Below are 14,793 nucleotides of genomic sequence, written 5' to 3' on the forward strand. Positions count from 1 at the left end.
TCTTTCAAGTTGCAGGTGAGTTGGCGGCGTTCACTCACCCGAATCACTGACTCAAGTAAGCTCATCGGGACTTGTTCTCTTGCCGCCTGCCTGCAACTCGAAATCCATAGGGGATGAGGGTTTTATATTTTCAAGGAAACCATTAAACGCCCAACACCTTCTTCGCTTTAGCGACCACATTCTCAACGGTAAAACCAAAGAACGGGAACAGCTTATCGGCGGGAGCGGATTCACCGTAAGTCGTCATCCCGACAATCGCTCCTTTCAGGCCGACATACTTGTACCAATAGTCCGCAATACTGGCTTCCACTGCTATGCGCGCAGAAACCTCTGAAGGCAAAACAGACTCTCGATACGCTTCGTCCTGGGCATCAAAAATATCCGTTGAAGGTAGCGAAACCACGCGAACTTTATGCCCTTCGGCTGTGAGTTTATCTGCCGCCAGCACCGTGATTTCTATCTCTGAACCTGTTGCGATCAGAATCACATCCGGCGTGCCGTCGCTGTCTTTCAGAATGTAACCGCCACGGCTAATCGCTTTGACTTGATCCGGCGATCGCTCCATTTGTGCGAGGTTCTGACGCGAAAGAATCAACGCAGTAGGGCCGTTATGTCGCTCGATGGCCGTTTTCCACGCCACCGCCGTTTCCACCTGGTCGCACGGACGCCAGGTACTGAAGTTAGGGGTCATGCGCAGGCTCGCCAGTTGCTCAACCGCCTGGTGAGTGGGGCCATCTTCGCCAAGGCCAATCGAGTCATGGGTATAGACCATGATTTGCCGGGCTTTCATCAGTGCCGCCATACGCGCAGCGTTTCGTGCGTATTCGACAAACATCAGGAAGGTGGCGGTATACGGCACAAAGCCACCATGATGAGCGATGCCGTTGGCGATGGCCGTCATACCGAATTCACGCACGCCGTAGTGAATGTAATTCCCGGCGATGTCCTCTTTGATGGATTTGGACTCTTTCCAGATGGTCAGGTTACTCGGGGCCAAATCAGCAGAACCGCCCAGCAATTCTGGCAAACTTGGGCCATAGGCATTAAGCGCGTTTTGTGAGGCTTTACGGGTGGCTATTTTTTCCGGATTCGCTTGCAGTTTTTCAATGAAATTCTGCGTGGTTTCTTGCCAACCTTCTGGCAATTCACCGTGCATCCGCCGGTTAAATTCAGCCGCGAGTTCAGGATGTTCTTTGGCATAGGCGGCAAATTTTTCATTCCAGGCCGTTTCGGCTTGCTCGCCTTTTTCTTTGGCATCCCAGGCGTGATAAATCTCTTTTGGGATCTCAAATGCCGGATAGTTCCAGCCCAGTTGTTTGCGAGCGAGTGCGACTTCTTGCTCACCTAACGGTGATCCGTGTGCTTCTTCTTTACCGGCTTTATTTGGCGAACCGAAACCGATGACGGTGCGGCAAATAATCAGCGACGGCTTATCTTTGACGCTTTGCGCTTCCTGAATCGCTTTCTTCAGCGCTTCGGGGTCGTGACCGTCAATTTCATGCACCACATGCCAGTGATAAGCCTCAAAGCGTTTGGCCGTATCGTCGGTAAACCAGCCTTCAGTTTCACCATCAATCGAAATGCCGTTGTGATCATAGAAGCCAATGAGTTTACCCAGGCCGAGTGTGCCAGCCAGGGAGCAAACCTCATGGGAAATGCCTTCCATCAGGCAACCATCCCCCATAAAGACGTAGGTAAAGTGGTCGACAATTTCATGGTCGGGGCGGTTGAATTGCGCCCCTAATGTGCGTTCAGCAATCGCCATACCGACGGCATTGGCAAGCCCCTGGCCAAGCGGCCCCGTGGTCGTTTCAATACCTGGCGTATAACCAATTTCCGGATGCCCGGGGGTTTTAGAGTGAAGCTGGCGGAAGTTTTTTAATTCCTCCAGCGGCAAGTCATACCCGCTCAGATGCAGCAGGCTGTAGAGCAGCATCGAGGCGTGACCATTGGAAAGAATAAATCTGTCCCGGTCAGCCCACGTGGGGTTGGTAGGGTTATGGTGCAGGAAGTCGTTCCATAACACTTCGGCAATATCTGCCATTCCCATCGGAGCACCTGGGTGGCCCGAATTCGCTTTTTGTACCGCGTCCATACTCAGGGCACGAATGGCATTAGCAAGCTCTTTACGAGATGACATGTTTCACTCCGTGGTTGTCGTTCAAAGTTTGGCGGCGAGTAAATCTTCCAGTTTGCGTTGATCAATGGCGAACAGGCGGATGCCTTCTGCGAGTTTTTCGACGGCCATTGGGTCCTGATTATGTTCCCAACGGAAATCAGCTTCGCTAATCGGTTCTGGGCGATGGAAGCCCTGCGAAGTCGGCACCAATTTACGCACTACAGGTTCATCACTTTCCTGCAGCTGTTGCAGCAGGTTAGGAGCGATAGTCAGGCGGTCGCAGCCCACTAACGCCAGAATTTGCTCGGTGCGGCGGAAACTCGCACCCATCACGATGGTGCTGTAGCTATGATGCTTAAAGTAATCATAGATATTGCGTACCGATTTGACGCCCGGATCTTCTTCAACGACATACGGGTCCATCGGTTTACGTGCCTGATACCAGTCGTAGATACGGCCAACGAACGGTGAAATCAGGAATACGCCTGCTTCGGCACAAGCACGTGCCTGGGCAAAGGAGAACAGCAGCGTCAGGTTGCAATCGATCCCTTCTTTTTGCAGCTCTTCAGCGGCACGAATACCTTCCCAGGTGGAGGCGAGCTTGATAAGAACTCTTGATTTATCAATGCCAAGCTCTTCATAAAGATCAATCAAATGGCGGGCTTTAGCGATGCTTTTTTCTTTGTTAAAAGAGAGGTGAGCATCGACTTCCGTCGAGACACGCCCTGGAATGCTTTTCAGAATTTCCGCACCGAAATTGACTGCCAGTTTGTCGCAGGCTTGAGTCACCTGAGCTTCTTGCGTGCCTCCGCGCTGTTTGCCATAAGCAATGGCATCATCAATGAGTGTTTGATAGTGGGCTAATCCGGCAGCTTTCAGTAGTAGCGAGGGGTTAGTCGTTGCATCCATGGGCTGGTAATGACGGATAGATTCGATGTCACCACTGTCGGCAACAACGGTGGTGAATTGTTTGATGCTGTCTAGCTGGTTCATGGCTATCTCCTTGAGATACAAGGTATTACTTGAGTGCTCCATGTCACTTTCGACGAAAATTCATCAAAGGCATAACTAAAAAGCATAGCAGATAGGTATGGCATTGTTGTTAATGATGGGTAACATAATCGCTCTGATTTCCTAACAATTTTGCCAGGTATTGTTGATTGTATGGCGATGTTCAAAGTTTAGAACGCGTGCAAGCGCGATACTACCTGGCCTTACCAAGACCTAACCGACCCTTTATACCCGTCGGCCTTCAGGCCGCAGGTGTGTTGGCTGTGTTCGCGCACCCGAATCACTTACTTATGTAAGCTCATCGGAATACGCTGCCTTGCCGCCCTCCTGCAACCCGAAACTCATTGGGTATTGATTATGAAAAAAGGAACGAAGAAATGGATGAACAACTGAAGCAAAGTGCCCTCGATTTTCACGAATTCCCCATTCCCGGAAAAATTCAGGTCTGCCCGACCAAACCACTGGCTACTCAACGTGATCTGGCATTGGCCTACTCTCCGGGTGTTGCGGCACCTTGTCTTGAGATAGAAAAAGACCCCCTTGCGGCCTACAAATATACGGCGCGCGGCAATCTGGTGGGTGTGATTTCTAACGGTACCGCGGTGCTAGGACTGGGCAATATCGGTGCGCTGGCCGGCAAGCCTGTTATGGAAGGTAAGGGTGTTCTGTTCAAGAAATTTGCCGGTATCGACGTGTTCGATATCGAAATCGATGAGATGGACCCAGACAAATTAATTAACATTATTGCGTCACTCGAGCCTACTTTTGGCGGCATCAACTTAGAAGATATCAAAGCCCCAGAGTGTTTCTATATCGAGAAAACGCTGCGTGAACGCATGAACATTCCTGTGTTCCACGATGACCAACACGGCACCGCGATTATCTGTACCGCGGCGGTGCTTAATGGTCTGCGTGTGGTTAAGAAAAATATTTCTGATATCCGCCTGGTGGTGTCCGGGGCAGGGGCTGCAAGTATCGCCTGTATGAATCTGCTGGTGGCATTGGGCATGCAGAAGCACAACATTGTGGTTTGCGATTCCAAGGGCGTTATCTACAAAGGCCGTGAAGAGAACATGGCGGAAACCAAAGCGGCTTACGCGGTGGAAGATAGCGGTAAACGCACCCTGGATGATGTCATTGAAGGTGCGGATATCTTCCTTGGCTGTTCCGGCCCGAAAGTGCTGACCCCAGATATGGTCAGGAAGATGGCGCGTGCTCCGCTGATTTTGGCGCTGGCAAATCCAGAGCCGGAAATTCTGCCACCGCTGGCAAAAGAAGTGCGCCCGGATGCGATTATCTGCACCGGCCGTTCCGACTACCCCAATCAGGTGAACAACGTGCTGTGCTTCCCGTTCATCTTCCGTGGGGCGCTGGATGTGTGTGCCACGGCCATTAACGAAGAGATGAAATTGGCAGCGGTTCACGCGATTGCTGAACTGGCTCATGCTGAGCAAAGTGATGTAGTGGCTTCTGCTTATGGCGAAGAAGAGCTGACATTCGGCCCTGAGTACCTGATCCCTAAACCGTTCGATCCGCGTTTGATTGTGCAAATTGCCCCTGCGGTGGCGAAAGCGGCGATGGATTCGGGTGTCGCAACCCGCCCGATTAAGGATTTCGATGCTTATAAAGATAAGCTCACCGAATTCGTTTACAAAACCAACTTGTTCATGAAGCCGATTTTCTCCCAGGCGCGTTTGGATCCTAAGCGTGTGGTTCTGACAGAAGGCGAAGAAGCGCGTGTGCTGCATGCGACTCAGGAACTGGTTACTTTGGGCCTTGCGAAGCCAATTTTGATTGGTCGTCCGGCTGTTATCGAGATGCGTCTGAAGAAATTAGGTCTGCAAATTCGCGCCGGTATTGATTTCGAGATTGTGAATAACGAATCTGATCCGCGTTTCAAAGAGTACTGGAACGAGTACTACAACATCATGAAACGTCGCGGTATCACACAGGAACAGGCGCAGCGTGCGGTAATCAGCAACACTACGGTTATCGGTGCAATCATGGTTCATCGTGGCGAAGCGGATGCGATGATCTGTGGGACTGTCGGTGACTACCATGAGCACTTCGAGGTGGTTGAAAAGCTGTTTGGCTATCGTGAAGGGGTTAAAGCCGCGGGTGCTATGAACGCGCTGTTGCTGCCAAGCGGCAACACCTTTATTACCGATACCTATGTAAACGACGATCCAACCCCGGAAGAGCTGACGGAAATCACGTTGCTTGCCGCAGAAACGGTGCGCCGTTTTGGTATCGAACCGAAGGTCGCGCTGTTGTCGCATTCCAACTACGGTTCTTCCGATTCTAAAGCCGCCTGCAAAATGCGCAAGACGCTGGAAATGGTTCGCGAACGTGCGCCAGAGCTGGAAATCGATGGTGAGATGCATGGTGATGCAGCATTGGTGGAAAGTATTCGCCACGAACGTATGCCAGACAGCCCGCTGAAAGGTTCTGCAAATATCCTGATTATGCCGAACGTTGAAGCCGCACGTATTAGTTACAACTTACTGCGTGTTTCCAGCTCAGAAGGGGTGACAGTCGGGCCAGTATTGATGGGCGTGGCGAAACCGGTGCATGTGTTAACACCGATTGCGTCTGTTCGTCGTATTGTGAATATGGTGGCGCTGGCGGTCGTGGAAGCGCAGACCGTTCCGTTGTAATTGAGTCGCTAAATTACACGTAAAATCCTGCCAAAAGATCTGGGCAGGATTTTACGTTAAAGGGGTGGCCTGGCGAGGGAAAGTGGCAATGGGGTGCTCCCTCTACATTTGTGTCGTCAATGTCAGGTGCAAGGTACCGGTATAATGCCCTGCGGTTTTACTGGTGATAGCGAATTCAGGCGTGGTAAAGCGTAGCGCTGTTGGGACACACAATACAGCTTCAGGAATACCAGGCAGATGCACTGAACGCAACGGTACGCTGGAGATATCTGTCGCCACGTAATTTTGCCAGTTGTCCAAAGCCACATAGCTTCTTGACGAGAGATCTAATATCTCAAGTTTATAGTCGATACGGTTGGGATCGTCAGTTTTGCCATCGTGATAAACAGAAAAAAGACCATAAGCACGTCCAGGCAGGCCATCGTAATCATCTTTAGGGGAAAGAATAAATTGGCTGCTGTTGGCGTTATAACCGTCATAGAGACACAGGTCGAGGGTGGCACTGCCGCTTAATTTAACACCGCTGCCAGTGGTGCCGGGCAATGGCCGAAGATTTAAATCAACCTGTGGAGTCGCAGCACCAAAGTCAGGGATGTAAATTTGTTGGTTATTTGTATCCGAAACATTCAGGGTGATCGCTGCGTGCCAGTCTGCGAGCTTAATTTTCGGATCCCATTGCATTAAGCTCATTTTGACGTCGGCCTGCCATATTCCGCCAACGGGTATTTTGCTCAACTCCTGGGCTGGTATTGAAAGCGTGAGCTGTGATTCATCGTTAACGTGCGAACTATAACAGTTCATTTCATTAGCCGCATAAACCTGGTAAGGCCCGCCAATCACACCCGAACCGGAGCATCCATTCCCGGTGTTATCGAGGATATTATGAAAGCCTTCCAAATTAATAACCTGAGTTAAACCACTTCGTTTCTCGGTAAAAATAAGCGGAATCGATGTTTTTCCCGATTTTACTCCTGTCACTGAAGTGCTGCACTGGCCAGTGGCTGGGCTCGAACTGGACAGACAAACCCAAGTATTCCGGCCCCATAGTTGGTCATTATCGGTATCGTACCCTCCGCTTTCATTGGTCCAGATGGCAACACTTTGCGGCTGACTGGATTTGTCAAAAGTTAACTCTACCTGCGTGTCGCGCCCGGTAGGTTCTACGCGAGTGGCATTGACTTGCCCGCAATAAAGAATGAAAAGCAAAACCAGCGAAATGCAGTCTACAATCAGTTTACGGTAGGCCATATCTGCCCTATTTTTTAATAAGATGAATAATTTATATTAAGAATAGGTCTGATTTTCACTTCTTACCGTTTTTACATTTGCGTAGGAAGAGAGCAAAAGCGGATATCCGGATATTCTTATCCACTCAACAGGGTCCTATCAAAAAGATAAAATAGATCCTATTGGTTCGCTATGCGTTAATTCTGACGGTGTTGATGAGAATAGATTATGGTATTTATGTTTTCTTGGTGAATGACAGCCAGATACTTATCATCGCGCAATAGAAAAGTGCCAAAATAGTTTATCCCGAACCCATAAAGAGTTGATGAACGATGTCTGGCTAAGTTTAGGTGTCGTTGGGTGCACAATGTTATAGGTGCTGTGGAGTTTTTTTATTCGCTAACGACAGGTTAAATCCAATCACGCACCCGAATAAATTCGCTCAAGGCAGCTTCCGGGCTACCTTCTTCTGGCTGATAGCTATACTCCCAACGCACCAGTGGCGGCATCGACATTAAAATCGACTCCGTGCGCCCACCGGTCTGCAAACCAAACAGCGTTCCGCGATCCCACACCAGATTAAACTCGACATAACGGCCTCGGCGGTAGAGCTGGAAGTCGCGCTCGCGCTCACCCCATGGCAATGTTTTACGGCGCTCGACAATCGGCAAATACGCCGCCAGATAACCGTTACCGACCGCTTGCATAAAGTTAAAGCAATAATCGAAATCTGGCGTGTTCAGATCGTCAAAGAACAAGCCGCCAATGCCGCGCTGCTCATTGCGATGCTTAATAAAGAAGTAATCGTCACACCATTTTTTGTAACGCGGGAAAACGTCATCACCAAATGGCTGGCACAGCTCACGCGCCGTTTTATGCCAGTGAATCGCATCTTCTTCAAAACCGTAAAACGGCGTTAAATCAAAACCCCCGCCGAACCACCACACGGGTTCACAGCCCGGCTTTTGGGCAATAAAAAAGCGCACGTTGGCGTGGCTGGTGGGTACGTAAGGATTGAGCGGATGCACCACTAACGACACGCCCATCGCTTCAAAGCTACGCCCAGCAAGTTCCGGGCGATGTGCTGTCGCTGAGGCGGGCATTGCGTCGCCATGCACATGGGAGAAATTCACGCCAGCTTGTTCAAAAATAGTCCCACCGCGTAATACACGGCTGCGTCCGCCACCGCCACCTTCGCGCTGCCAGCTATCTTCTTCAAACGCGGCACCGTCAACGGCGCTGAGTTGCTGACAAATGGTGTCCTGCAGTTGCAGCAGGAATTGTTTTACGGCGTGAATATCAGGCGTGTTCATAGGTTTCAACGTTTTTTACTGTGAGCTTTTTGGTTATCAAACCAATTGAAGTAGCTAATGATACCAGAGGCAATCGCATTTGCGATTTTTTGGCGGAACGCGGTAGTGCCAAGCAACTTCTCTTCACCGGGATTGGTAATAAACGACGTCTCAACTAACACCGATGGAATCGACGGCGATTTCAGCACCACAAACGCGGCTTGTTCGGTGCTGCGGCTGTGGAGTTTATGCACCGGTTTTATCTGCTTGAGGATATGCGACCCCAGCGTCAGGCTGTTTTTGATAGTATCGGTTTGCACCAGATCGAACAGAACCTGTTGTAGGTATTGATCTTTGTGTTTCACTTTACTGCCAGCCACGTCATCGGCGGCGTTTTCTTTATCAGAAAGATATTTCGCCATCGCACTACTGGCACCCCGATTGGAAAGGGCAAAAACCGACGCACCGGCAGCCGTAGGGCTGGTAAATCCATCGGCATGAATCGACATAAACAAATCGGCGCCATGTTTATGGGCGATTTCTACGCGATCATACAGTGGGATAAATTCGTCACCGGTACGTGTGAGTTTGGCGTCTATTCCCTGGCTTCTTAATATGTTACGCACATTCTTAGCGACGGCCAGTACGACATGTTTCTCTTTCGATCCATTATGCCCAATCGCACCGGTATCAATGCCGCCGTGGCCTGGGTCGAGCATCACCACCCGACGAGCACCCGACTTCTTGGTCGGTTTACTGTGGTTAGTGGTGGTTTTGAGAGGTTTGGTCTCAGAGTTAGCCAAAGCCTTGTTTACACCCGTTAACGTTAGGGCAGCCAATCCAGTAAGCAGTAACTGGCGGCGGGTAGTTAAATGCGTCAGTGATTTAATTTTGCTCATGTGGCTAGTTTTTTATCTTTAAAATTGCAGATAGGCATTTATAGCGTATCGGTAAAGGGTAAACGACAAGCATTTTCCTGAAATGATTATACCCGTCATGCTTCAAGCTGCTGGTGCGCTGGCGGCGCTTACTCACCCGAATCACTGACTCATGTCAGCTCCGCGGGACTCGCTTTCATGCCATCTTCCCGCAACTCGAATTATTTTGGGTATCTTTTTCATTTCTAAAAATTAATGAGTGGGTAGTATGCCATTTTTTAGCTGCTTATTGGCGAAATGGTCACTTACCTTCATAATCACTCTTTTATACTTTCAGGTGGCTAATTCCATGGAAATACGTGTTTTTCGCCAGGATGATTTCGAAGAAGTCATTACACTTTGGGAACGTTGCGACTTACTGCGTCCGTGGAACGATCCTGAAATGGATATTGAACGTAAACTTAATCATGACGCGGATTTGTTCTTAGTGGCTGAAGTGGGTGGTGAAGTGGTTGGCTCATTGATGGGCGGCTATGACGGGCACCGTGGCTCCGCTTATTATCTCGGTGTACATCCAGAATATCGTGGTCGTGGCATCGCCAACGCGTTGCTCAGTCGTCTGGAGAAAAAGCTTATCGCGCGCGGTTGCCCAAAAATTCATATCATGGTGCGTGAAGAAAACGACCTGGTGATTGGCATGTACGAACGCCTTGAATACGAGCAGCAAGATGTGGTGCTACTCGGCAAGCGTCTGATTGAAGACCAAGAATATTAATGTCTTATCTGTATCCACCGTCGGATTACGACACCCACGGTAATCTCAAAACACCCATTTTATTTTGGTGCATCCTCCTATTGCAGGCGCGAACCTGGTTTGTACTCGTGTTGGCGGCGGCATCGAGCCAGCAGGGGGATGCCATTCTCGGTGCGTTTTACCCAGACCGGGATACTTTTTGGTTTGGGTTACTGCCCGGTATTCCTGCAGCACTGGCATTTATGATGAGTGGCCGCCGTCATTTACACCCTCGTTTATGGGCGACGTGGCGCTGGGTACTGGTTGCTGCACAAGGTGTCGTTTTAGCCTGGCAACTGCTGCTGTTATGGCAGGGCGAGGCGCTAACAGGCGTGACATTGTCGCTGCTGATGGCTGATATCTTTGCTTTGTGGTGGTTGTGTCGCAGCCGCCGTTTACGCGATTACTTCACGCTTAGCTGTGAATAACCTGGCACTTTTGGGAAAGTTTGTACTCCAAAGCGCGTACTCATGCTTAATAAAGGAATTTCTGATGAAAACACTGCGCCTGATGTTATTAGGGTTGCCACTGGTTTTAAGCGGCTGTTCGACGCTGTCTGCGGTCAACTGGTCTGCGGCAAATCCAATGAACTGGTTTGGTTCGTCGCTTGAAGTGAGCGAGCAAGGTGTGGGTGAGTTAACTTCAAGCACGCCAATGGATGAAAAAGCGGTCAGCAGTGCATTGAACGATAACTACCGTCTGCGCAGTGGTATGAAAACCGATAACGGCGAAATAGTGCGTTTCTATGAAGCAATGACTGACAAAACGGTGATGGTGGTTGTTAACGGCGAAAAAGGCACAGTTAGCCGTGTAGATGTCATGGATAGCGATATTGAAACCGATAGTGGTGTCAAAATTGGCACCACGTTCAGCACCCTGTATGACAAAGCGTTTGGCTCATGTGTCAAAGCCAGCGGTGATGACAGCGACAGCGTTGAGTGCAAGGCAGCAGACAGCCAACATATTAGTTATCTGTTTAGCGGCCAATGGCATGGCGCACAGGAATTGATGCCGTCTGACGACACGCTCAAAAACTGGAAAATCAGCAAAATTATCTGGCGCCGATAAAAATTAACCCAGGGTTTGCGTCTTCTCAAGAAGGCGTGGCCGTAATTGGGTATTATGAAGGGATAAACGCCACGTCGAGTGGCGTGTTTTTTTTAGGAGGATTCATGTCTGATGTTCAATCTGGCGTTCTGCCGGAACATTGCCGCGCCGCCGTTTGGCTGGAAGCGAGTTTTCAGGGCGATTTCGATGCGCTTCGTCAAGGCTGCAAAATCTTTAATCAGTCGCTAACGACATTCCAGGAAAAATTCCCTGAGGCGCATTTAGGCGCGGTAGTGGCGTTTGGTCATGACCTGTGGCGCGATTTAAGTGGTGGCGAAGGTGCTCCAGAGCTGAAAAACTTTACCCCATTAGGTAAAGGCCTGGCGCCAGCCACTCAGCATGATGTGATGATCCACATCCTGTCCCTGCGTCATGATGTGAATTTCTCTGTGGCGCAAGCTGCACTTGCCGCATTCGGCGATGCTCTGAAAATCGAAGAGGAAATACACGGTTTCCGTTGGGTTGAAGACCGTGACCTGAGCGGTTTTGTCGATGGTACTGAAAACCCGCAGGGTGAAGAAACGCGTCGTGCAGTTGCCGTGATTAATGAAGGTGTCGATGCTGGTGGCAGCTATGTGTTTGTGCAGCGTTGGGAGCACAATCTGAAACAGCTTAACCGCATGAGCGTGAGTGATCAGGAAATGATCATGGGGCGCACCAAAGAAGCCAACGAAGAGATTGATGGTGACGAGCGTCCGGAAACTTCGCACCTCAGCCGTGTTGATCTGAAAGAGAACGGTAAAGGCCTGAAGATTCTGCGCCAGAGCCTGCCGTACGGTACTGCCAGCGGCCCACATGGTCTTTACTTCATCGCTTATTGCGCGCGTTTGCATAACATCGAACAGCAATTGTTAAGTATGTTTGGCGAAACTGACGGTAAGCGCGACGGTATGTTGCGTTTTACCAAGCCAGTGACCGGCGGCTATTACTTTGCACCGTCTGTGGACAAGCTGTTAAGCCTGTAAGGGCTACCTTATCTCGCCATTCTGGCGCCGGGCAGTGCTCAAAATCCTCACGTACTTCATGTACGCTCCGGTTTTTGCGCGCTGGCCGTTGTCAGACTGCCTTCGCCGCTAACACCCTATCTTTCTGAGCTTATACCTCTTTCTTATTGCAAATCACTAAACGATATATAAAACCGTTACAGCTTTGACACTCATTATAAATACACTGGTCACCATTAATCAGACCGTAATACCCAAAAGATTTCAAGATGCAGCCAACGCATCGGCAACTTGAAAGATGACGGGGATATCACATTTATAAGGGTGTCCAATGGCCATGACGTCAGTGAAAAAAGTTTGGAGTACGCTTGTTGTTTCTGCGTTATTGGCAGGTTCAGCCCATGCTACAGAACTGTTGAACAGCTCTTATGATGTGTCTCGTGAGCTATTTACCGCATTGAACCCTGCTTTCCAAAAGCAATGGGAGCAGGAAAATAGCGGTGACAAGCTGGTGATTAAACAATCTCATGCCGGGTCATCAAAACAAGCGTTGGCGATTTTACAGGGTTTAAAAGCAGACGTTGTAACTTATAACCAGGTTTCTGATGTGCAGATCCTGCATGACAAAGGTAAGCTGATTCCAGCCGACTGGCAGACCCGTTTACCGAATAACAGTTCTCCGTTCTACTCCACTATGGGTTTCCTGGTGCGCAAAGGTAACCCGAAAAATATCCACGACTGGAGTGATTTAGTTCGCCCGGACGTGAAGCTCATTTTCCCGAATCCAAAAACCTCAGGTAACGCACGTTACACCTACTTAGGCGCATGGGGTGCAGCGAACAAAGCTGACGGTGGTGATAAAGCCAAAACCGAACAGTTCATGACACAGTTCCTGAAAAACGTCGAAGTCTTTGATACCGGTGGCCGTGGCGCAACCACAACATTTGTTGAGCGTGGTTTGGGCGACGTGTTGATTAGCTTTGAATCTGAGGTGAACAACATCCGTAACCAGTATGCGAAAGATGGCTACGAAGTGGTTATTCCGAAGGTCAATATTCTGGCTGAGTTCCCGGTGGCGTGGGTTGATAAAAACGTCAAAGCCAACGGCACTGAAAAAGCGGCGAAAGAGTATCTCAATTTCCTGTATAGCCCAGCGGCGCAAACCATTATCACTGACTATTACTACCGCGTGAACAACCCGCAGGTCATGGACAAACTGAAGGATAAATTCCCGCAGACTGAATTGTTCCGCGTGGAAGATGAATTTGGTGGCTGGCCTGAAGTGATGAAAACCCATTTTGTGAGTGGTGGTGAATTTGACACGCTGCTGAGCAAGGGGCGTGAGTGATGTTTGCTGTTGCCACCAAACGTGTGTTGCCAGGCTTCACGTTAAGCCTTGGCACCAGTTTGTTGTTTGTTTGCCTGATTTTGCTGCTGCCTCTGAGCGCACTGGTGATGCAACTTTCTGAGATGACGCTGGCTCAGTATTGGGAAGTGATCACCAATCCACAGGTTGTCGCGGCCTATAAAGTGACGCTGCTGTCTGCGGGTGTGGCGTCTATCTTTAACGGTTTCTTTGGCATGCTGATGGCGTGGATCCTGACTCGCTATCAGTTTCCAGGGCGCAGCCTGCTTGATGCATTAATGGATTTACCGTTTGCATTACCCACGGCGGTGGCCGGTTTAACGCTTGCAGGGCTTTTTTCAGTAAACGGTTGGTACGGCGAATGGTTGGCACAGTTTGGTATCAAGGTGACATACACCTGGTTGGGGATTGCCGTTGCGATGGCATTTACCAGCATCCCGTTTGTGGTGCGAACCATTCAGCCAGTGCTTGAAGAGTTAGGGCCAGAATACGAAGAAGCGGCTGAAACGCTGGGTGCGACGCGCTGGCAGAGTTTCCGTCGTGTGATTTTACCGGAGCTTTCTCCGGCGCTGATGGCAGGTGTCGCGCTGTCGTTTACGCGTAGCCTGGGTGAGTTTGGCGCGGTGATTTTTATCGCCGGTAACATCGCCTGGAAAACCGAAGTGACGTCGCTGATGATTTTCGTGCGTTTGCAGGAATTTGATTATCCGGCAGCCAGTGCCATTGCCTCGGTTATTCTCGCGGCTTCACTGCTGTTGCTGTTCACCATTAACACGCTGCAAAGTCGCTTTGGTCGGCGCGTGGTAGGTCACTGATGACGGACGTAACTGAATTGAAAAGTTATAGGCGCACCGGTTTTAACTGGGGTAAATGGGTTCTCATTGGCCTCGGGGTGTTGATTTCGTTTCTGCTACTGGTGGTGCCGGTCGCCTCTATTTTTGTGCATGCATTCTCAAAAGGGTTGATGCCTGCGCTGCGGAATATTGTCGACCCGGATATGTTGCACGCCATCTGGTTGACGGTGATGATTGCCCTGATTACCGTGCCAGTGAACCTGGTGTTCGGTATTTTGCTGGCCTGGCTTGTCACGCGTTTTGACTTCCCAGGACGCCAACTGCTGTTAACGCTTCTGGATATCCCGTTTGCGGTATCACCGGTCGTTGCGGGTTTGGTTTATCTGCTGTTTTACGGTTCAAATGGTCCGTTAGCCAGCTTCATGGATGCACATAACATCCAGATTATGTTCGCCTGGCCGGGTATGGTGCTGGTGACAATTTTTGTGACCTGCCCATTCGTGGTACGTGAGTTGGTGCCGGTGATGTTAAGCCAGGGTAGCCATGAAGACGAAGCGGCGATTCTACTGGGAGCTTCGGGCTGGCAGATGTTCAGACGCGTGACA

At 50.0% G+C, this 14,793-nt stretch carries 13 protein-coding genes; 8 read left to right on the forward strand and 5 right to left on the reverse strand.

All coding sequences use genetic code 11. The annotated features are described in order from the left end of the window. Positions 1 to 142: 142 nt before the first annotated feature. Both tkt and tal read right to left on the reverse strand, forming a co-directional pair. Positions 143 to 2,140: a transketolase gene (tkt, locus tag VJY99_RS19565; RefSeq protein WP_324121468.1), complete on the reverse strand. Its 1,998-nt coding sequence runs from the start codon at positions 2,138 to 2,140 to the stop codon at positions 143 to 145. Between the two features lie 21 nt (positions 2,141 to 2,161). Further along, positions 2,162 to 3,112 carry a transaldolase gene (gene tal, locus VJY99_RS19570; protein WP_324121470.1) on the reverse strand — a complete coding sequence of 317 codons (951 nt, stop codon included), beginning with the start codon at positions 3,110 to 3,112 and terminating at the stop codon, positions 2,162 to 2,164. A 395-nt stretch (positions 3,113 to 3,507) separates the two neighbouring features. Between tal and maeB the strand changes: the two genes are divergently transcribed. After that, positions 3,508 to 5,787 carry an NADP-dependent oxaloacetate-decarboxylating malate dehydrogenase gene (gene maeB, locus VJY99_RS19575; protein WP_324121472.1) on the forward strand — a complete coding sequence of 760 codons (2,280 nt, stop codon included), beginning with the start codon at positions 3,508 to 3,510 and terminating at the stop codon, positions 5,785 to 5,787. A 102-nt stretch (positions 5,788 to 5,889) separates the two neighbouring features. Here maeB and VJY99_RS19580 read toward each other — a convergent pair whose 3' ends face one another. The 3 genes from VJY99_RS19580 to amiA all read right to left on the reverse strand — a co-directional run bounded on the left by VJY99_RS19580 (position 5,890) and on the right by amiA (position 9,205). Beyond that, the gene (locus VJY99_RS19580; RefSeq protein WP_324121474.1) at positions 5,890 to 7,035 is read right to left on the reverse strand and encodes a CfaE/CblD family pilus tip adhesin; all 1,146 of its coding nucleotides are present in this window, start codon (positions 7,033 to 7,035) and stop codon (positions 5,890 to 5,892) included. A 389-nt stretch (positions 7,036 to 7,424) separates the two neighbouring features. Then, a complete protein-coding gene (gene hemF / locus VJY99_RS19585) occupies positions 7,425 to 8,327 on the reverse strand; it encodes an oxygen-dependent coproporphyrinogen oxidase (protein WP_324121476.1) in 903 nt (300 codons plus the stop codon). A gap of 5 nt (positions 8,328 to 8,332) precedes the next feature. Beyond that, a complete protein-coding gene (gene amiA, locus VJY99_RS19590) occupies positions 8,333 to 9,205 on the reverse strand; it encodes an N-acetylmuramoyl-L-alanine amidase AmiA (protein ID WP_324121477.1) in 873 nt (290 codons plus the stop codon). Positions 9,206 to 9,533: 328 nt separating this feature from the next. Between amiA and VJY99_RS19595 the strand changes: the two genes are divergently transcribed. The 7 genes from VJY99_RS19595 to VJY99_RS19625 form a co-directional block, all read left to right on the forward strand. Further along, a complete protein-coding gene (locus VJY99_RS19595) occupies positions 9,534 to 9,959 on the forward strand; it encodes a GNAT family acetyltransferase (RefSeq protein WP_034497507.1) in 426 nt (141 codons plus the stop codon). Continuing rightward, complete coding sequence (locus VJY99_RS19600) at positions 9,959 to 10,405, forward strand: DUF2919 domain-containing protein (protein ID WP_324121480.1); 447 nt, start codon at positions 9,959 to 9,961, stop codon at positions 10,403 to 10,405. Before VJY99_RS19595 ends, VJY99_RS19600 begins: the two co-directional genes overlap by 1 nt. A 64-nt stretch (positions 10,406 to 10,469) precedes the next feature. Beyond that, positions 10,470 to 11,045: an RpoE-regulated lipoprotein gene (locus VJY99_RS19605; protein WP_324121482.1), complete on the forward strand. Its 576-nt coding sequence runs from the start codon at positions 10,470 to 10,472 to the stop codon at positions 11,043 to 11,045. A 104-nt stretch (positions 11,046 to 11,149) separates the two neighbouring features. After that, a complete protein-coding gene (locus VJY99_RS19610) occupies positions 11,150 to 12,049 on the forward strand; it encodes a Dyp-type peroxidase (RefSeq protein ID WP_324121484.1) in 900 nt (299 codons plus the stop codon). Between the two features lie 310 nt (positions 12,050 to 12,359). Further along, positions 12,360 to 13,376: a sulfate ABC transporter substrate-binding protein gene (locus VJY99_RS19615; protein WP_324121486.1), complete on the forward strand. Its 1,017-nt coding sequence runs from the start codon at positions 12,360 to 12,362 to the stop codon at positions 13,374 to 13,376. After that, positions 13,376 to 14,209, forward strand: a complete 834-nt coding sequence (cysT, locus tag VJY99_RS19620; RefSeq protein ID WP_324121498.1) for a sulfate/thiosulfate ABC transporter permease CysT — start codon at positions 13,376 to 13,378, stop codon at positions 14,207 to 14,209. Before VJY99_RS19615 ends, cysT begins: the two co-directional genes overlap by 1 nt. Continuing rightward, the coding region (locus tag VJY99_RS19625; protein ID WP_324121488.1) for a sulfate ABC transporter permease subunit at positions 14,209 to 14,793 on the forward strand (585 nt) is incomplete at its 3' end. The genes cysT and VJY99_RS19625, both read left to right, overlap by 1 nt.

The sequence above is a fragment of the Buttiauxella sp. genome, from assembly GCF_035271705.1.
Taxonomy (GTDB): Bacteria; Pseudomonadota; Gammaproteobacteria; order Enterobacterales; family Enterobacteriaceae; genus Buttiauxella.

Excerpts from the sequence above, each read along its gene's own strand:
- tkt (WP_324121468.1), bottom strand. The coding sequence starts at position 2,140 with ATGTCATCTCGTAAAGAGCTTGCTAATGCCATTCGTGCCCTGAGTATG.
- tal (WP_324121470.1), bottom strand. The coding sequence starts at position 3,112 with ATGAACCAGCTAGACAGCATCAAACAATTCACCACCGTTGTTGCCGAC.
- maeB (WP_324121472.1), top strand. The coding sequence starts at position 3,508 with ATGGATGAACAACTGAAGCAAAGTGCCCTCGATTTTCACGAATTCCCC.
- VJY99_RS19580 (WP_324121474.1), bottom strand. The coding sequence starts at position 7,035 with ATGGCCTACCGTAAACTGATTGTAGACTGCATTTCGCTGGTTTTGCTT.
- hemF (WP_324121476.1), bottom strand. The coding sequence starts at position 8,327 with ATGAACACGCCTGATATTCACGCCGTAAAACAATTCCTGCTGCAACTG.
- amiA (WP_324121477.1), bottom strand. The coding sequence starts at position 9,205 with ATGAGCAAAATTAAATCACTGACGCATTTAACTACCCGCCGCCAGTTA.
- VJY99_RS19595 (WP_034497507.1), top strand. The coding sequence starts at position 9,534 with ATGGAAATACGTGTTTTTCGCCAGGATGATTTCGAAGAAGTCATTACA.
- VJY99_RS19600 (WP_324121480.1), top strand. The coding sequence starts at position 9,959 with ATGTCTTATCTGTATCCACCGTCGGATTACGACACCCACGGTAATCTC.
- VJY99_RS19605 (WP_324121482.1), top strand. The coding sequence starts at position 10,470 with ATGAAAACACTGCGCCTGATGTTATTAGGGTTGCCACTGGTTTTAAGC.
- VJY99_RS19610 (WP_324121484.1), top strand. The coding sequence starts at position 11,150 with ATGTCTGATGTTCAATCTGGCGTTCTGCCGGAACATTGCCGCGCCGCC.
- VJY99_RS19615 (WP_324121486.1), top strand. The coding sequence starts at position 12,360 with ATGGCCATGACGTCAGTGAAAAAAGTTTGGAGTACGCTTGTTGTTTCT.
- cysT (WP_324121498.1), top strand. The coding sequence starts at position 13,376 with ATGTTTGCTGTTGCCACCAAACGTGTGTTGCCAGGCTTCACGTTAAGC.